This window comes from Reticulibacter mediterranei, from assembly GCF_016587455.1.
The window spans coordinates 8628264-8645038 of the sequence record NZ_BNJK01000001.1; the positions used below are offsets into that span (position 1 = coordinate 8628264).

General features: G+C 53.3%; 19 protein-coding genes. 7 read left to right on the plus strand and 12 right to left on the minus strand.

The features are described 5' to 3' along the window. Nucleotides 1–5: 5 nt before the first annotated feature. From K3T83_RS37000 to K3T83_RS37010, 3 genes are all read left to right on the plus strand, one after another. Nucleotides 6–872 carry a class II fructose-bisphosphate aldolase gene (locus K3T83_RS37000; protein ID WP_220207922.1) on the plus strand — a complete coding sequence of 289 codons (867 nt, stop codon included), beginning with the start codon at nt 6–8 and terminating at the stop codon, nt 870–872. Nucleotides 873–902: 30 nt separating this feature from the next. Beyond that, nucleotides 903–2402 carry an amidase gene (locus K3T83_RS37005; protein ID WP_220207923.1) on the plus strand — a complete coding sequence of 500 codons (1500 nt, stop codon included), beginning with the start codon at nt 903–905 and terminating at the stop codon, nt 2400–2402. Between the two features lie 122 nt (nt 2403–2524). Beyond that, nucleotides 2525–3493 (plus strand): Fic family protein, encoded by a 969-nt coding sequence (locus tag K3T83_RS37010; protein ID WP_220207924.1) that lies wholly within the window; start codon nt 2525–2527, stop codon nt 3491–3493. Nucleotides 3494–3543: 50 nt separating this feature from the next. Here the strand turns inward: K3T83_RS37010 and K3T83_RS37015 are convergent, their stop codons facing one another. Then, a complete protein-coding gene (locus K3T83_RS37015; protein ID WP_220207925.1) occupies nt 3544–4521 on the minus strand; it encodes a methyl-accepting chemotaxis protein in 978 nt (325 codons plus the stop codon). A gap of 845 nt (nt 4522–5366) precedes the next feature. On the opposite strand from K3T83_RS37015, the gene K3T83_RS37020 reads away from it, so the two are divergent. Next, on the plus strand, nt 5367–5813 hold the full coding sequence (locus tag K3T83_RS37020) for a hypothetical protein (RefSeq protein ID WP_220207926.1): 447 nt from the start codon (nt 5367–5369) through the stop codon (nt 5811–5813). A gap of 58 nt (nt 5814–5871) precedes the next feature. Here the strand turns inward: K3T83_RS37020 and K3T83_RS37025 are convergent, their stop codons facing one another. The 8 genes from K3T83_RS37025 to K3T83_RS37060 form a co-directional block, all read right to left on the minus strand. Next, entirely contained in the window at nt 5872–6279 is a 408-nt protein-coding gene (locus tag K3T83_RS37025; protein WP_220207927.1) for a response regulator transcription factor, read from the minus strand. Beyond that, entirely contained in the window at nt 6260–8683 is a 2424-nt protein-coding gene (locus K3T83_RS37030) for a PAS domain S-box protein (protein ID WP_220207928.1), read from the minus strand. Before K3T83_RS37030 ends, K3T83_RS37025 begins: the two co-directional genes overlap by 20 nt. Before the next feature lie 242 nt (nt 8684–8925). Next, nucleotides 8926–9306, minus strand: coding sequence for a response regulator (locus K3T83_RS37035; RefSeq protein ID WP_220207929.1), 381 nt, complete (start codon nt 9304–9306; stop codon nt 8926–8928). Nucleotides 9307–9341: 35 nt separating this feature from the next. After that, nucleotides 9342–9563 carry a hypothetical protein gene (locus tag K3T83_RS37040; protein WP_220207930.1) on the minus strand — a complete coding sequence of 74 codons (222 nt, stop codon included), beginning with the start codon at nt 9561–9563 and terminating at the stop codon, nt 9342–9344. Nucleotides 9564–9794: 231 nt separating this feature from the next. Then, a complete protein-coding gene (locus K3T83_RS37045; protein WP_220207931.1) occupies nt 9795–10016 on the minus strand; it encodes a hypothetical protein in 222 nt (73 codons plus the stop codon). A 105-nt stretch (nt 10017–10121) separates the two neighbouring features. Beyond that, nucleotides 10122–10316 (minus strand): hypothetical protein, encoded by a 195-nt coding sequence (locus K3T83_RS37050; protein ID WP_220207932.1) that lies wholly within the window; start codon nt 10314–10316, stop codon nt 10122–10124. A gap of 198 nt (nt 10317–10514) precedes the next feature. Beyond that, nucleotides 10515–11756, minus strand: coding sequence for a GAF domain-containing sensor histidine kinase (locus K3T83_RS37055; RefSeq protein ID WP_220207933.1), 1242 nt, complete (start codon nt 11754–11756; stop codon nt 10515–10517). Nucleotides 11757–11772: 16 nt separating this feature from the next. Then, nucleotides 11773–11955: a hypothetical protein gene (locus K3T83_RS37060; protein ID WP_220207934.1), complete on the minus strand. Its 183-nt coding sequence runs from the start codon at nt 11953–11955 to the stop codon at nt 11773–11775. A 21-nt stretch (nt 11956–11976) separates the two neighbouring features. On the opposite strand from K3T83_RS37060, the gene K3T83_RS37065 reads away from it, so the two are divergent. Beyond that, on the plus strand, nt 11977–12309 hold the full coding sequence (locus tag K3T83_RS37065; RefSeq protein WP_220207935.1) for a hypothetical protein: 333 nt from the start codon (nt 11977–11979) through the stop codon (nt 12307–12309). Between the two features lie 336 nt (nt 12310–12645). Next, nucleotides 12646–13044: a group III truncated hemoglobin gene (locus K3T83_RS37070; protein ID WP_220207936.1), complete on the plus strand. Its 399-nt coding sequence runs from the start codon at nt 12646–12648 to the stop codon at nt 13042–13044. A gap of 116 nt (nt 13045–13160) precedes the next feature. On the opposite strand, the gene K3T83_RS37075 is transcribed toward K3T83_RS37070, so the two are convergent. From K3T83_RS37075 to K3T83_RS37085, 3 genes are read right to left on the minus strand one after another with little or no spacing between them, the layout of a single operon-like run. Next, complete coding sequence (locus K3T83_RS37075; protein ID WP_220207937.1) at nt 13161–13481, minus strand: metal-sulfur cluster assembly factor; 321 nt, start codon at nt 13479–13481, stop codon at nt 13161–13163. Nucleotides 13482–13492: 11 nt separating this feature from the next. Beyond that, nucleotides 13493–13825 (minus strand): cupin domain-containing protein, encoded by a 333-nt coding sequence (locus tag K3T83_RS37080; protein ID WP_220207938.1) that lies wholly within the window; start codon nt 13823–13825, stop codon nt 13493–13495. Nucleotides 13826–13860: 35 nt separating this feature from the next. Beyond that, nucleotides 13861–14097, minus strand: a complete 237-nt coding sequence (locus K3T83_RS37085; RefSeq protein WP_220207939.1) for a DUF2249 domain-containing protein — start codon at nt 14095–14097, stop codon at nt 13861–13863. Between the two features lie 679 nt (nt 14098–14776). On the opposite strand from K3T83_RS37085, the gene K3T83_RS37090 reads away from it, so the two are divergent. After that, on the plus strand, nt 14777–16759 hold the full coding sequence (locus K3T83_RS37090; protein WP_220207940.1) for an APC family permease: 1983 nt from the start codon (nt 14777–14779) through the stop codon (nt 16757–16759). Nucleotides 16760–16775 lie beyond the last annotated feature (16 nt).

The window sequence follows — 16775 nt, forward strand, 5'->3', positions numbered from 1 at the left end:
TAGTAATGTTAGCGAATACGCTTGAGTTAGTGAGCGCAGCGAGACGGTGTGGCATAGCGGTGGCGGCATTCAACACGTATAGTCTGGAATTGACGCAGGCGATTGTGCAGGCCGCAGAGCAATTGAACCAGCCCGTGATACTTCAGCTAGGCGTCGCTTCGATGAAAGCTGGTGGGGAGCCGCTCGTTAAAGCGACGGTGATCGCAGCACAGAGGGCCAGCATTCCCGTTGCGGTTCACCTGGATCATTGTGCTGAGCGAGGGATGATCGAGCAATGTCTCGCGTGGGGCTGTTCGTCGGCGCTGGCCGATGGTTCGCACCTCTCGTTTGCCGAAAACGTCTCGCTGGCACGCGATGCCGTCAGGATGGCTACTGCCCATCAAGCGACGATTGAGGCGGAACTGGGCTATCTAGCGGGAATGGAGGATGGTGTCACAGTGGAGGCACTTAGGGCGTCGCTGACCGATCCTGAGCAGGCAGGCGAATTTGTTGCTGCTACGGGAGTATCCATGCTGGCCGTAGCGATTGGCAATGTGCATGGCTATACTCCTCAGCCGCCACCGCTCGACTTTGATCTGCTAGCCCGGATCGCGGCCAGGGTGGATGTGCCACTTACGCTGCACGGAGCGAGCGGCCTGGGCAAAGAGAGCATTCAGCGCGCGATTGCTCTTGGCGTTGCGAAGATCAACGTCAATACTGAGGTGAGAACGGCATTTCTCTCTGCCATTGCCGCCTGGGGCCAGCGTTTCGGTCCGACTCCTGATCTACGCAAGAAGGGGCAGGATTGGTTTGATCTCATGCGCGAGGCAATCGCAGCAGCGCAGGTAGTGGTGGCGGAACATATACGAACGGCGGGTATGCTGGAAACGTAATACGAGCCTTCAGGGAAGGAAAGATTTCTTATGGAAGAAGCGACTCTGGCGCAACTACAGGCGGCTCTGGAATCGGGCCAACGTACGGCACGTCAACTTGTAGAGTTTTATCTTGAGCGCATCGCCACACTTGATCGGCAGGGACCACAACTGCATTCCGTCATAGAGATCAATCCCGATGCATTAGAGATTGCGGATCAGCTCGACCAGGAACGCGTTCAGCAAGGGGCGAGAGGGCCATTGCATGGGATTCCAATTCTGCTCAAAGAGAGCATTGCCACAACCGATCAGGTGCAGACGACGGCTGGATCACTGGCGCTGCTCGGTTCGCGTCCGGCGAAGGAGGCATTTGTGGGGCGGCGATTGCGCGCGGCTGGCGCGGTGATTCTCGGTAAGGCGAACCTCAGCGAATGGGCTAATTTTCGCTCAACCCATTCGTCGAGCGGGTGGAGTTCGCGCGGCGGCCAGTGTCGCAATCCCTATATACTGGATCGCACGCCCTGTGGCTCCAGTTCTGGCTCGGCGGTTGCGGTTGCCGCCAACCTCGTTGCCGTTGCACTGGGTACAGAGACGGATGGTTCGATACTCAGTCCGGCCTCGATGAATGGCGTGGTTGGCATCAAACCAACGGTGGGGCTGGTGAGTCGTGCTGGCGTTGTTCCTATTTCACATAGTCAGGATACCGTTGGCCCCTTTGGACGAACTGTGGCGGATGCGGCGCTGGTATTGAGTGTGCTGGCGGGGCAAGATCCAGATGATCCAGCCACACTCGCGAATCAATCTCAGCATGATTACACCCAGCTTCTCGATCCCGATGGCTTGCGAGGCGCACGTATCGGCATTCCACGCGAGGTCTATTGTGGTTACAGCGCTCACGCCGATCAGATAGTCAACTCTGCTATTGAGCAGATGCGGAAGCTGGGAGCGGAAATTATCGATCCGGCAGATATCCCAACGGCGAAGCAGATGGAGACCTCTGATGCCGAGATGACTGTGCTGCTTTATGAATTCAAGGCCGATTTAAACCGTTATCTGGCTGAGCTTGCATCCTCTCCAGTGCGCACGCTGGCTGAGATCATCGCATTCAATCAGGAGCATGCAGAACAGGTGTTGCCTTATTTTGGACAGGAGTTGTTGCTACGGGCCGAGGCAACAACGACGCTGGATGATCCAATCTATCATGCGGCATTGGAGACAGCACAGCAGCTCTCGCGTCAGGAGGGGATCGACGCGGTCCTGGAGCGCTACAAGCTGGATGCTCTGGTGATGCCCTCCACCGTTCCTGCATGGTGCATCGATCTGATCAATGGCGATCCCTCGATGGGGAGTAGTTCGCAAGCAGCGGCGCTCGCGGGCTATCCAGCCATCAGTGTTCCAGCGGGAGAGGCGCGTGGCTTGCCCATCGGGATTACGTTTGTCGGACGAGCCTTTAGCGAGCCAACGCTGGTGAAGCTGGCTTATGCCTATGAATATCACACCCGTGCCCGCCGCCCACCACAATTTTTACCTACTTTGACCATCGATCAATAAAAACGCCAACATTGTAACGGATTGCATTCATTTGGGTAATCCGTTACAATGTTGTTTGGAATGGTAACGGAAGAAGAAAAATTGAATGATCCGTTACATCTAGCAAGAGAGTGGAGGGGGAGATGAGTAGCAAGCCTCATATAGATGCTCGCTTGGCCGGGCGTTTACGCGAGAAGAAAGCCTTGCTTGATCAGTACAGGCCGTTACCGGTGAGTACACTTGCCCGGCTCAACGAAGACCTGAAAGTGTTGAGTACGTATCACTCCAACGCGATTGAGGGCAATACGTTGAGCTTGCACGAGACGCAGATGGTTGTGGATTATGGTATGACGGTGGGGGGTCACAGCTTGCGCGAGTATCAGGAGGCCGCGAACCACGCTCTGGCCTATGATTATATCGTATCTTTATTGAGCGACGAGCAAAAAAGGAAGCCGCTCACCCAGGATATATTGCTCACGATACATCGCCACGTGATGAAAAGCATCCTCGACGAGACGCAAGCTGGGCAATGGCGCGTGGTGCCAGTCTACATCAGAGGATCGAATATGACGCCGCCGCCAGCTCGTGACGTACCTGGACTGATGCGCGAGTGGCTGGAATGGGTTAACGGTCCAGAAGGCGGGCAATATGATGCGGTGACGCGTGCCGCCATCGCGCATCACGGCTTCGAGGCCGTTCATCCCTACGTTGATGGCAATGGACGAGTCGGGCGTCTCCTGCTCAATCTCATGCTGATGCGCGATGGCTATCCTCCGGCGCTGGTCCTCAAGGATTGGCGCATCCGCTACATTCACGGACTCAACGAAGCGAATACCGGCAAATATGGTCCTCTCATCAATTTGATCGGTCAGGCGGTGGAGGCCTGTCTTGACTTGTATCTTGAGGCGTGCGTGACAACCGCAACAACAGTGGAAGAAGATTATCGGCCCCTACCCGATGTGGCGCGCGAGTTCGGGTACGAGCCGGAATATCTCAGCTGGCTTGCTCGCTATAGTCGTTTGGAGGCAGTCAAGCGCGGGCGCAAATGGTATGTGCGTCGCAGCGCCGTTGAGAAATATCGTGCCGAAGCTGAACAGCGGCGGCAAAAATAGCACGATCGACGCTACCTGCCGCCTCTCTGTCTGGACCCCTGTATCTAAGCTCAACGAAGGAGACCCTTGAGCCTGCTATTCTCTTCACGAGACTGTTCGAGTTCGACTCTCATTTGGTGCAGCTCTTGACGCGAACGTTGTAAGCGCGACAAAAAATTATTGAGCGAACTTGAAACTTGCCAGAGTACGTTGTCCTTCGTCAGAGGAACGCGTGCATCGAAGTCTCCATTTGCCACCCGCGTATTCGTCTCTATGATTTTCTGGATGCTTGTTTCGAGCTGCTCTTTTTGTTGAGCAGTAATCTCTGCGTTTACTGCCAGGGCATGTTCGAGTTGAGCAATCTCCTCCGCACGGTCTGCGCGCCTGATAGCGTGTACGGCACCAGTTACCCAGAGATAGGCAACGACCGAGACAATCAACTGGCTGAGGATAATTGGCGTCACAATACTGATAAAAGAAACTTTGAGTATTGCATTTAATTCAGCATTATGAGGCATCAGTGTCATGGCGTAGAGAGTGAAGAGGCTATTGCCTGTGGCGAACACAAAGACCCACCTTGCAGGAAGCAATGAGACTACGCACATTAATGGCAATACCATTATGCTGAATACGGGGAGGACGGATGGGTTTAAGCCACCAGGAGTCGTTAAAATATCTGTGGCAGGACTCGCAGTAATCGCAATGACGACAAGGATTCCTGCTTGCGTAACGTAGCCCATTCGATTGAGTGCGATTGCCGCAAATATCGCAAGAAGTCCAACGCTGAGAATGCCTGCAAGGAAGAGATTTGTGCCACGAAACGCAGCTGGAAAAGCGGAAATGCATATAACGAGGACAACAAGCGCAACCTGACTGCCTGTTCGTCCACGACGAAACTGTTCCCTTTGCTCAAAAGAAGCAGAACTTGCTGGCTCGGGAGGCGAGGAGATACGATACCATCTCTGGAGGAGTTTGTTCGTACGACCTGGTTCGACCAGAGTGATAGGCGAAGCCATTGTATCTTTAGTGAGAGTGGAAGAGATTTTCATAACGCACCCTTTCAAAAATAAAGAATAGGTTAAATGGTTTGCGCCTCAAGTATCTTGACCTGACTTGACACAGCTTACCTTTTATATTTATTTCTGGCCAAAATACTGATTCTATCATAGTGTGAGTATACTGGTGTTATGTTGCTTTGTCAAACTTTATTGCCCATTTATAGGAAAAATTTCATAGAGGACTTTACATAACAGCATGGAGAAATACTACATATATTCTGGAAAAATCTGTTGTTTGTTGATTGCTTCTTATTCGTTAGTTACTGTTGATTCCCTGGAAATAAAAAGGGGGATTCTGGGGAAGAAGGAACGCTACAATCGCATAAAAACCGCCCTTGTATATCTAACACTAATGTTTGAAAATAGATAGTTTTTATGGCAGAGTTTTGATCATGAAGAAGACCATTCTTGTGGTAATAGCAATAAGAATGGTCTTCAACTGCTAAAAGATGAGTAATCAATAACCTTATCTTCGTAACCTGCTTCTTGTAGAGAAGGTATTCGGTGAGGAACAATAGGTACATCGTCCTTATCCAGCTTGTTGTTCCTTCCTCTGATCGACACACCCAGGACAGGGCGTATACGCGATCTGGCGCTGCTGGCAGTAGTCGATCAGGGTGTGGTGTTGTAGTGGGGTGATCCACCACTATACGAGCATCCCCTAAAGCAATCCATTCACATCAGGACATGGCAAGCCATCGAAGGCGAACGACTGGAAGTGATAGCGCGGAGCATCCAGGTCCATCTGCTCTTCTGGCAAGCAGACATGGCCTGCCACAGATACTCTTTAACTGTCTATCACGGTCAAAGAGGCGGCCAAACGCATTGGCTATGCGGTGCGTCAGACCGACCGTTTCATCAAGAAAGGAGCATGGGAGGCCGTCCACGTCAATGCCAGTCTGCGCAAGGTGCTGGTAGCAAGCGTCGAAGCCTTCAACGCCAGGCATGATCGTCGCCCCGTTGATCTGCTGGAGCGAGTGAAAGACAGGCTGCACCAACAAGAACATGTGGCTGGCGATATCCTGCGGCAAGTAGCGCTGTTGCGTACAGAGGTGGAGGAGCGTCACAGCACCTTGTCGAAGCGCATTGGTGATCTGGAGGGACACCTGCGTCTGCTCAAGGCCCAGCCCCAGCAAGAAAGAGAGGCACGTCTGACGTTGGAGCAGACTGTTGCCGCACTTTCGACGACGATGACGAGAGCCGAAGGAAGCCAAAACCTCTCTGAACTTGTGCGCCAGTTGCTCACACGCATCCCGCGTTCCTACTGTGCACGCCTTGCTTGATCCTTGAACTATAGCACCTACCCCTCTTCTTGGAATTGGTTGCTCTTTGTGCTGCTTCTCACCCTAATGCCTGCTCAGGTGTCTGGCCATGCGATGATCTGAGCAGGGAAGCAATCATCTCTAAGAAGACTTCGATCTGAAAGGGCTTTTCCAGGAATGCGTCGGCTCCTGCCTGCCGCACCGTTTCCTCGGCACTCGGGTGCGCCGAGAACATCAGCACGGGGATGTGTCGTGTTTCCTGTTGGCTCTTGAGCATCTTCACAATCTCGCGTCCGTCTTTGCCAGAAAGAAGCACATCCAGCACGAAGAGGTCGGGAAGCTTGCTGTGATCCAGATGGTCAAGGAAGTCTCCCTTCTCGCTGGTGATGACCTCATAGCCCTCTTCGCGCAGGATCAGCTCAAGAAACTCCAGGATATCTGGCTCATCATCCACCACGTGAATGCGTTTAGCCGTCTTTTCTGACATCGAACCTTTCCCCTCTTTCGTTCCCACCAGGTTGTGTTGCTGACAGAGACGCCTCCAGCCGAGGCAACGTCACGACAAAAGTGGCCCCTTGCCCTTTCCGACTTTCCACCCACATCCGCCCCCGATGACGTGCGACAATATCACTGGTGATATAGAGTCCAATCCCTAACCCCGGATAGGTTTTCTCTTCGCGATCAGTCACTTGATAGAAGCGCTCAAAGATTTTTTTGTGATGCACTGGATCAATGCCGATACCAAAATCTTGCACCCGGACCTCCACCTGTTGCCCCTCTGCTTCCAGCCGCCGATGCACCACGACCCTCTCGGCCTGGGGGGAATACTTGATGGCATTGGTCAGCAGGTTAATGAACACCTGCCCTAGCCGCTCAGGATCGCCCATCACCTGAACGCCGGTTTGTCCCTGCGCCGCCAGGTGATGCGTTGCGGTAGTCGCCTGGACCGTTTCTACTGTTTCATCAATGAGCGCATCCAGATCCACAGGTTCAACCCGCAGCATCAGTTTGCCCGATTGCATCCGGGAGATATCCAGCAGATCATTGATGAGCCTGCTCAGTCGCTCAAACTGGACATCCATGCGCTCTAAATAGGAGAGTGCCTGAGCATCCTCCCGTTTGCTCAAATGGCGCTTAAGCACATAGCTAAACCCTTTGAGACTGGTGACTGGCGTTTTGAGTTCATGGCTCGTCATGCTGATAAACGTGTCTTTGCGCCGCTCGACCTGCATTCGTTCGGTGATATCATGCAAGATGGAGACGGCCATGCTCACGGTTCCATCTGGGGCCAGCACCGGACGAGCAATGACCTGCACCCACTGGTCTTTCCCTTGAGCATGCAGGGTGATCTGAGCTTCCGGTTTCCCTGCAAGTACCCGTCGATGAGGCAGTTCCCACCCACCAGTTCCATCCTCTTGTTCGTCCACAGGGCGAAAGATCCTGTGAAGGATCTCCTCTGAGCAGCCCTGCAGCTCAGTCGCGCTGCTCAGCCCGCACATCCGGGCGGCTACCTCATTGGCATAGAGAAAGTCCTGCTCTGGTGTGGAGACGATGATACCATCGGCCACCCCTTGCAGGATAATGGCGAGTTGCTCCCGGCCTTGCTGCACGTCGCGGTAGAGCCGGGCATGCTCCAGCGCCAAGCCAACCCGCCGACCCACTTCTTGGGCCAAAGCTAAATCCCGTGCGTCGTAGGGTTTGTCGCTGGTTGTTCTCACCAATGAGAGGATCCCTGTAATCTGGTCCCGTGCCAGCAACGGGGCAAACATTGCGGAACGAGGACGCACCTGACGGGCGACCGCCAGTTCCTCCCGGCTGCTCCGTGTAACGAAGATCTCGTCGGAGATCTCAGGATACAGTTCAGCTTGTCCACTGCGCACAACGTGAGGTACTCCCAGTGGGGAGGAAGGCGCAAGCAGGAGTCGTTCCCGCAGCAGATGGACCGGGCGTAGCAGCTCGGGGTCACGATGCATGACGTGTTGGTGGGTGATCTGCCCTGCCGCATCCACCAGATCCAGGTTCCACCAATCAGCCCACTGCCCAACGAGCAGATCTCCTATTTTGGTCAGCATCACCTGGGCGTCGAGGGTGGAAGCCAGGTGATGACTGAGGTGTTCCAGGAGGCGCTGCTCCTGCTCGGCACGCTTGCGATCGGTGATGTCGTGCGCAATATCCGAGGCCCCAATGAGGTTGCCTGCCTGATCGTAAATGGGAGAGACCACCACCGAGACCGGGACCAGGGAGCCGTCTTTGCGTTGTCTGATCGTCTCATAGAGTTCGACTCGCTCCCCCCGGCGAATGCGTTGCATGATGGTGGCGCTTTCCTGTTGCCGATCCACGGGAAAGATCAGGGTGATCGGTTGGCCCACGGCTTCCTGGGCACTGTAGCCATACAAACGCTGGGCCGCCAGGTTCCAACTGGTGATGATCCCTTCGCTCGTTTTACCAATAATTGAGGTATCAGCCGATTTGACTAAGGCCGCCAGATGCAAGCGAGCGCGTTCGGCCTGACGACGCTCGCTGAGGTCACGGGCGATTTTCGCCGCCCCAATGATTCTGCCTGCTCGATTTTTGACCGGGGAGATGCTCAGGGACACCTCGATGCGGCGGCCATCCTTGCGCTGCCGGATAGTTTCAAAATGCTCAATGTGCTGGCCTGCGCGCAGTTTGGCAAGGATCTCCACTTCTTCGGGATGTCGCTCCACCGGAATGATGAGGGTAATGTGTTGTCCAATCGCTTCCTGGGCACTGTAGCCAAAGAGCCGCTCTGCTGCCGGATTCCAACTGGTAATGATGCCCTCGAGCGTTTTGCTGACAATGGCATCATCAGAAGAGGCGATGATGGCCTCATAGATGCCCAATTCTTCTTCGACTGGCTGATGTCTCTGCATACAAATCCCTTCCTTCCTGAACCTGCTGTCCAGAGAACCTCTGGTAGTTAGCAGCCGACAGACGCGAGGGGCGGGACGGGTGATCTGCGAGAGCAGGAGGCGGGACGAGGCTCGTACAACGTGTCGTGGTCGCTCATTTGCTTATAGCATGAGTATATCACAACCTGCGAGACGAAGAAAGAAAAGATGCCCCGTCCCGTGTTCCCCTCTTGGTGTCTTGTCTTTTCTCCTTATTTGCTTTCTCACTGCTCAATCAGGGTGTGAACTGTAGCGAGAAAGGTATCCAGATCAACCGGTTTTTCCAGAGCGATGATGCCCCGTCTGTCCAGTTCTTTCTGCTCCGGCAGCGTGGCACTGATCATCAAAGTGGGGATATCCTCCAACCCTCTGTGCCGATGAAGCTGATCACATAAGTGCAACCCATCCATGACAGGGAGCTGGTAGTTGAGAATAAAAAGAACAGGAGTCGGGTCTTTGACGATGCTGAGGGCTTCCAATGGGTGAGTTGCCAGCACGACCTCATAGGGGGTTTCCTCCACAAGGACGTGAAAAAACAGTGAGCCAATCTCCGCATCATCTTCGACAAAGAGGATCGTGTTCCTGGGCGAGTGGTCCTCACTCATCTTCTCCTCCAGATCAAGTGGTATGCTGGCTCTTGCTACAGATAAGAGGCACGAGCGGTTCCTTTCTCCGTTGTCTCAGAGGAGTCACACGCCCCAAGAGATGGCCTGAACGTTTCTTCGTGATCGCTGGTCAAAGCAACTGCATGCTCCTGTTCGATACGTTCCAGGGCAGGCCGCGACTCTTTTGAGCAGCAAGGTGCCTCCTCTAGTGCCAGGAAGATCGAAAGCCTGCTCTTCTCATCAGAAGAAAGTTGCAAGACCCTCTTGCTTGCTGATCATCAAGATTTCCTAAAGAACCGGGAGGGGTTCCTCATCGGCTTGTTTCTTGTGATCAAGCAGGCTGTGGAGTTTTTGCCACACCACGTGTTGACACATAGCGTTGAGCAGGATCATGCCTCACCGACGTAGAAAAAATATAGTCCTCTTTCCAGAGGGCAAGAACCATTACTTCTGATACGCGACGGCGTAGCCGTTCGTTTCGGACAGGATCAAAAGAGCAGGAAGGAGACGCTTTCTGTGCTCTTCCTGTAAGTACCGGAGCAGCCCAGCGATGTCTGCTCCCGGATCAACCGGTCTGACCAGCGGGAGTGAGGCATCATGCGGATATCGATGAGCAGCATGCGGAGAAGGCGTGCCATCAGGTGGTAGACCAGTGTTCCATCCCGGCTGTAGCCACAGGGATAGATTAAGAAGAACGGATAGCTGCTCATTGTCACATCCTGACCCTTCCTAGCGAAAGAGCAGGTCAGCGGCAATGCTGCGTGTTGGTTCAGGGCAAAGAGCCTGACGCCCATGTCTTTGATCGCATTTCAGGGTTAATCGATATTCACAGTTACCGATGGCAATTCGCCCAGGACCTGTATGAGTTGCTCTCTGGCCGTCCCTTGCCGCCCAAAGAGGGACGCCTCAAATCGCCTGACCTGGATCGTGCAGCGGTCCAGGAAGTGAGCCGGTGTCTTGGACATAACCGTATTGATATCATCTTCGAGCATTATATCAGATAGTGGCATCGTTTACACCTTGCCGTATAGGGTGTCTGGAGGAGCTTGTCTCTGTTGGATGGCTCCCCACGCGTGAGGGAAGTGACCAATTTTCCGACCTCGGAGGGAGAAGATCTCGTCAGACGTATGAAGCACTCCATGCCTGTGAAACGTCTCTGCATGCAAGGATGGACATGGGTGTTGGAGAACCATCCAGGAGTGAGAGAGCTACTCACTCCTGGATGCTGATCTGCTGGGCCAGGACAATGTAAAGTGCGTCGTTGGTCCCGCCTCGGTTCGCACCGTGAGTCGGCCTTGATGGGCATGGGCAATCCGCTCAGCCAGATAGAGTCCCAGACCCATGCCTTGCGACTGCTCCCCTTTGGCAAACGGCAGAAAGAGGGTGGTGAGCAGTTCTCTTGGAATGGGTGGTCCCTGATTGCTGATGGTGACGCTCACCCAGGGGCCATCATCGTGCTGCTCCTCTTTCACCGTAGCCTGGACTGCCGTCTTGCCTTCTGCATGGGTAGTCGCGTTGGACAAGAGATTTTCCAGCGCTTGTTGCATCCGGCTGGGGTCCGCTGTGACGAGGAGGGAATCGGGAGCGTGCAGGAGGATCGCGTGTTGTGGGGTGCTCCAGATGGAGACCAGGTCGGAGAGCATCTCCACCAGATCGAACGCCTGGACTTCTAAGGTGAAGAGTCCTTCTCTGAGCCGGGCCACATCCAGTAGATCGGTCATCAAGCGCCTGACCCGCACAACGCTCTGTTTGATGAGCAGCAGTTCTCGCTCATAGTCCACCTGTCCTTCGCGCCGTGCTCGTCGTTCCAGCAGATCCAGCCGCCCTTTGATCGGAGTGAGCATATTGCCCAAATCGTGGGCCATCACCGTCAGGATCTCTTCGGCAGCCAGCCGGTGCGCCTGGACCACCGCTTCACGTGTCTGTTGTTCGACCAGTTCGGCCCGATGCATGACCACCCCGATCCAGTGCGTGACCGCTTCCAGAAACTGCAAATCCTCTTCGGTAAAGTGCTGCTCCGCGCTTGAAGAGGCCAGCACGACTCCTCGCAGGGTGCCATCGGCTGACAAGGGAACCAGGATCTCTGACTTGATTCCCAGATCTTCCTTTATCCCCGGCAGTTCGGCAGGATCGTGGTGGACGTGCCCGCTCCTGTACGGCTGGCCCGTCTGATACACGTGGGCGACCTGCCCACCTTGGGCCAGAGGGAGTCGATCTAAGCCAAGTGCTTGTTGTTTGGCTCCCATTGGCGTCTGGCTGGTGCCGTAGGCCACCAGGCTTTCAGTGTCAGGTTCGTAGAGAAACGTATCCACTTTTTCGGCATGTAGCGTGGCGGCGACGAGTTGGGCGCTTTGATGGAGTGTGCCGCTCACTGAGGTTGCGGGCAGTTCGAGCAACCGTTGCAAGGTGCTTAACAGCGCTTCGTGTTTCGAGACGCCTTCTGATGACATCGTATTCCTCCCTTCCTCATGAACACATACGCTTAATACGTCGGTAGTTGGTCATCAGTGTCAGAATCGCTGTACTCACCACTTCCCGCCTCGGCTCGCCTACGCTCGGCAACCGCTTCATCTTTCGCACGGGTGGACGAGAGAAGCGCCGTTGCTCGCCCGATAGATCACTCCAGATCCAATTGACGAAGCTCCTCATCTAACTCCTCATGTCCCAGTGATGCGTGCGAATACGAGCCTGCTTTGGATTAATCCTATCCTGGCTTCAGGCTTTACGATCTTCTCTCTGATCTACTCGATCATTGCGGAGTTCTTCGGCACGAAACCGCCCACCACAGAGGAGTTACAGGCGAAGAAAAAATACCTTGAGGAGACTGCTGGCCTGCTTTCGTCTATTGCAGCCCTTGAAGGACAGAACAAAGGAACGTCCTGGGTCCAGCGTGCAAAAGAAGCCGTCAAAGAGGTCAAAGAGGGCGCTCAGGAAGTGGTCGGGGAGCGCAAGGAAAAGAAAGATCAGCAGACTGTGATGCTGGAGAGAATCACAGTCTGCTGATCGCCAAACACCGCACTTATTGATCGAGGAAAAACACGCTGTTTCGACGGAACTTATGATCAAAAACATGCTGAAGTTGAAGAAGATCGAAGCCGCAAAAGCGTGGCGAATTCAGGCTGCTGAAATGCTCAAATTGGAGCAGGTAAAACACAGAAAGAGGAGCCAAAAACAGAGGAAGTTCGCCGGGAAGATCAGCCTGTAAAAATGGATGGAGCACCTGTTTTTTTCTGGAACTATTGTTATGATTACTAGAAAGCAACTTTAGTCACTGCTCTGATGTGTTTTTTTTACTTATGCTACGGGCAGGATCACGACTATCTATGAGAAGGGATATCCATGCAGGAAAAGAGAGATATTGAGAACCGTGAAGATATCGCACAGTTGATTCGTGCATTTTATACGCATGCCATGCAGGACGAGTTAATTGGCACGTTTTTTACGGAGGTTGCGGCAATAAATCTAGAAGAGCATTTGCCGATTATGTATGATTTCTGGGAAAACCTGTTGTTCCATACGGGGTCATATTATGGTGGCATGATGCAAAAACATATTCGACTCCATCAGAAGAAGCTGTTGGAAAGCCAGCATTTTGCGCGCTGGCTTGAGTTATTTGAGCGTGAGGTGGATCGCCAGTTTGCAGGCCCGGTGGCGGAGGAGGCAAAAACGAGAGCGAGAACTATTGCCCCTTCAATGCAGGAGAAGCTCAAACGTTTCTATCTGCCAATGACGCGATAAAGAGTTTCGTAGTGGAGCGATTTATCGCGTTGGGGCAGCCTGTGGTGCGGTTCCAACGCGATAAATCGCTCCACTACGAAACTCTTTCCCAATGTAAGAAGGTGTTTTGTTGGTCGTTAAGCAAATCCCAATTGGCGGCGGCCTTCGTCGGTCATGCGACCGGGTTCCCAGGCAGGTTCCCATACCAGCTGGATCTCTCCTCCGGTCAGACCTGGAATATGTTGCAACGCCGCGCCAACTCCCTCGCTGATCGATTGTTGCATAGGACATCCAGGAGTGGTTAAGGTCATCCTGATAGTAACGAAACCATCGGGGGTGAGATCAATGCCGTATACGAGGCCAAGATCGATAATATTGACCCCTAATTCTGGATCATAGACGTTATATAGCGACTGATGGATCTGTTCCTGGGTGTCTTTAAGCGTCGTTGTGTCCATATGTTATTCCTTCACAGCCTTGTGACCAGCAGGATCGCTTCGGTTTGTGCCAGAACGTTATGGCTGATGTTTGCGTCTAACTGTAAAATCATGCCGGGCCGCAGCACGACACTCTTTTCGGCGGTGCGAAACTCGACGGTGCCTTGTAAGGTTTGCACAAGAATGTTATGAGAGACCTGGTGCTCTTTGAGGAGCTGGCCTGCTCGAAATGAAATGAGCAGCACACGTGTATCTGCTACCTGGGTGAGTAGCTCAGCATGTGGTTGATTTTCATCGAAGCGAGCGCGGGAGGGAGCATCAAAGACCTCCAGGGCGGCTCGTTGCTCCTTGATAGATTCGGACATAGATAACCTCACAGGATGAACGGATGTATACAGGGTCAGACTTTGCGGATACGGATGATCCACTCTTCTGGGCCTTCTTTTTCCGGTTCCCAGGCGAAAACTGAACCATGCTCTGCCTGTAATTGATAGCGGAGTGGTTTGGGATCGTGATCGTTGAAGATGCGTAGCGCCTCGCCGGAAGCCAGCGCTTCTAACTTCGCGAAGATGGTGGCGTGCTTGTCGCGAGGGGGAATGATACGAACGTCGAGATCTGTTGTTTTGATAGCTGCCATCGGTATATCTCCTTATGTGTTTAGCTAAAAAGATAGATTTTGTCTGTAATCGCGAGAAATCGGGCGTCGCTACAAACCCTCAAGACTTTAAAGCCTCAAAACTTCAAACCCTTCCTGTTCGCTGCGTTTGTAGCGACACTATGAGTATGCCTGATATGTGAGTGAAATGATGTGACAAATATCGCATTCCTCTACGTTCGCGATGAAATGATCTGCGGAGACATGAATTTATGCACTATGCACAAAAGCGATAGAGTATTGAGGAAAATTTGAGAGATATGGACGGTTTTTTGAGCGAATTTTGAGAAAAAACTGTCATTTTTGACGAAAATCTGAGCAAAGACCGCTCATTTATACATTTTATATAGTAAACCAGTGCCCCTTATGCTACACTGAAGCGAAATACCGGAGCATCTTCAGGGGGCGTGATGGTGCGTTTCCCCGGCGAGATTGGCACGGGAGGCTATCAATAACGAAGGGGTAGGTATGACGCCCCGCTATCGACAGTACTTGTCCTCTCCAACTCTCTGATTTTGAGCAAATTTTGAGAAAATGTAGGAGCATTTTGACAAAATTTTGAGAGATATGGTACACTGCATGCCAAATCCGAAAAATCCATTATGGATTCTCATATATGGTATTACACGGGAGGACAATGGGGCCTTCTGAAGGAGTTTGGATGAAACAAACATCAACTGCATCGACGAGGGAAGCTGTGCATGCCCAGGAGCAGACCCATGGCACAGCCACGCTTGGCCCGCTCTTGTGCTGGGCCGTCGTCTTTGCTGATATCGGCTCTTCTATCTATTATGTTCCAGGCATCCTCTATGCCTCAGTCTCCGAGCTTGCTGGCTTCTTCGTCTTGTTGACGATGGTTGTCTTTGTTCTGCTTACCCTCAAATATGCCGAGGTGAGCCAACGATTTCCTGAAGGTGGGGGTGTCGTCTCCGTCGCTGCGCAGGCCATCAACTCTTGGGCTGGAGCGCTGGGCGGCATGCTCATCCTGGTCAGTTACTTTCTCACTGCTGCCATCAGTTGTTTGTCCGCACTTCAGTACTTTGGTGTTGTCGTGCCTGCTGTCTTGCCCTACGTCTTGTGGATTACCATTGGCGTGCTCATCTTACTTGGCTGCTTAAACTGGATTGGCATCAATGAGAGTGCGAAGGTCAGCTTGATTGGAGCGCTCGTCGCCTTTGGCAGTGACCTTGCCATCCTTTGGACCGTTTTTACTCATCTCTCGGTGGGCCAGGTCTGGTCGCTCTTCGTGGATGTCTTCAGTCGCCAGAGCCTCACTCCCACTTCCATCCTGGTTGGATTTGCCAGTGCCTTCCTGGCATTTTCCGGTTTGGAGAGTATTTCCCAGCTGTCCCCGGTCATGAAGTCTCCACGCAAGAAAGTGATTGGCATCGCTTTGTTTCTGGTGGTGTTGACCATAGGCACCACTAGCCCTCTGCTGACATTGCTTGCCACCGTTTTGCAACCGAAAGAGGCGGCTGATCCCATTCTCTCGACACAACTGATCTCGCTGCTCGGCGGACATTGGGGGAATCTGTTTCTCCAAACCGAAGTGGCCATCAGCGCGAGCCTGATCTTAGTTTTTGCCAGCAACACTGCCATTATTGGAGCTTACCACGTCTTTATGGCTCTTGCTCGCATGGATTTTTTTCCCTCATTCATTCTCAAAAGAAACGCCTTTCGTAATACTCCTCATTGGTCCATTGTCCTTGCCACAGGCATTCCCATTGTCATTTTACTCGCCGTCAGGGGAGAAATCAATCAACTTGGTGACCTCTATGCGTTCGGCCTGCTAGGAGCCTTTACCCTGACCTGTTTGGGGATCGATGTGATTCGGAACAGGGACCGCTCCCAGGCTCGTCACATGTCTCGTGCTGCTGCCATCTATGAAGAGGCATTGACGATCCCCACACTGCCCTCGGAGGCTGTTACCGCGCTCCCGCAGGCGTCCCGGAATGGGCAGAAGGCTGCTGCTGTTTCCCTCTCCGGCATCAGCACACGCCCTTCTGCCCTTGAGCGCTTGGGCAAAGGTGTCTGGAAGGAACTCGATTTTTGGCTCGGTGTGCTCACGACGGCTCTGGTGGCTCTTGCTTGGAGCATCAGTGTGGTCTCCAAACCCCAGGCGGCCCTCTTTGGAGGGACGGTGGCGCTCTGCGGGATGGCTGTGGCCTCCATCAACTATATGCGCAGAGGGCGTCCTCCAATTGCAGTGACCCAGATTGGCCCTCGTCAGCGCGACGCCCTGTTAGTGCTGCTTGCCTCCCATGATGAACAGAGCCTCACGGCCATAAAAGCAGCTATCAAAGAGTCGCAGGGCAAACCGCTCATCTTTCTCTATCTGAGTGACCAGCTTCCTGAGCGCGTCGCTACCCCCTGGGAAATTGTTGATCCGTATCTGGAGGACGAGGACGCTCGCAGCGTATTCGCTCAGGCCGAAAAGTGGGCGCGAGCCGCCAAGGTGCCACGCCATTTTATCTATCGAGAGAGCAAGAACACCAACCCTGCCCTGGTCTGGAGATTCCTGCAACCGAGCGAGGTGATCGTCTCTCCCCAGCTAGCAGAGCAGTTGCGAGATATCAACCCAGACCGCATCCGTTATGAGTTGACCCCTCATGGCAAAGTTGCCCATTTCTTGAAACACTGGTGAGGAGGTCCGGTAAGGA

Bases quoted from the DNA above. Each gene is read 5' to 3' on its own strand.
- K3T83_RS37000 (WP_220207922.1), top strand. From the start codon at position 6: ATGTTAGCGAATACGCTTGAGTTAGTGAGCGCAGCGAGACGGTGTGGC.
- K3T83_RS37005 (WP_220207923.1), top strand. From the start codon at position 903: ATGGAAGAAGCGACTCTGGCGCAACTACAGGCGGCTCTGGAATCGGGC.
- K3T83_RS37010 (WP_220207924.1), top strand. From the start codon at position 2,525: ATGAGTAGCAAGCCTCATATAGATGCTCGCTTGGCCGGGCGTTTACGC.
- K3T83_RS37015 (WP_220207925.1), bottom strand. From the start codon at position 4,521: ATGAAAATCTCTTCCACTCTCACTAAAGATACAATGGCTTCGCCTATC.
- K3T83_RS37025 (WP_220207927.1), bottom strand. From the start codon at position 6,279: ATGTCAGAAAAGACGGCTAAACGCATTCACGTGGTGGATGATGAGCCA.
- K3T83_RS37030 (WP_220207928.1), bottom strand. From the start codon at position 8,683: ATGCAGAGACATCAGCCAGTCGAAGAAGAATTGGGCATCTATGAGGCC.
- K3T83_RS37035 (WP_220207929.1), bottom strand. From the start codon at position 9,306: ATGAGTGAGGACCACTCGCCCAGGAACACGATCCTCTTTGTCGAAGAT.
- K3T83_RS37045 (WP_220207931.1), bottom strand. From the start codon at position 10,016: ATGAGCAGCTATCCGTTCTTCTTAATCTATCCCTGTGGCTACAGCCGG.
- K3T83_RS37050 (WP_220207932.1), bottom strand. From the start codon at position 10,316: ATGCCACTATCTGATATAATGCTCGAAGATGATATCAATACGGTTATG.
- K3T83_RS37055 (WP_220207933.1), bottom strand. From the start codon at position 11,756: ATGTCATCAGAAGGCGTCTCGAAACACGAAGCGCTGTTAAGCACCTTG.
- K3T83_RS37060 (WP_220207934.1), bottom strand. From the start codon at position 11,955: ATGAGGAGCTTCGTCAATTGGATCTGGAGTGATCTATCGGGCGAGCAA.
- K3T83_RS37065 (WP_220207935.1), top strand. From the start codon at position 11,977: ATGCGTGCGAATACGAGCCTGCTTTGGATTAATCCTATCCTGGCTTCA.
- K3T83_RS37070 (WP_220207936.1), top strand. From the start codon at position 12,646: ATGCAGGAAAAGAGAGATATTGAGAACCGTGAAGATATCGCACAGTTG.
- K3T83_RS37075 (WP_220207937.1), bottom strand. From the start codon at position 13,481: ATGGACACAACGACGCTTAAAGACACCCAGGAACAGATCCATCAGTCG.
- K3T83_RS37080 (WP_220207938.1), bottom strand. From the start codon at position 13,825: ATGTCCGAATCTATCAAGGAGCAACGAGCCGCCCTGGAGGTCTTTGAT.
- K3T83_RS37085 (WP_220207939.1), bottom strand. From the start codon at position 14,097: ATGGCAGCTATCAAAACAACAGATCTCGACGTTCGTATCATTCCCCCT.
- K3T83_RS37090 (WP_220207940.1), top strand. From the start codon at position 14,777: ATGAAACAAACATCAACTGCATCGACGAGGGAAGCTGTGCATGCCCAG.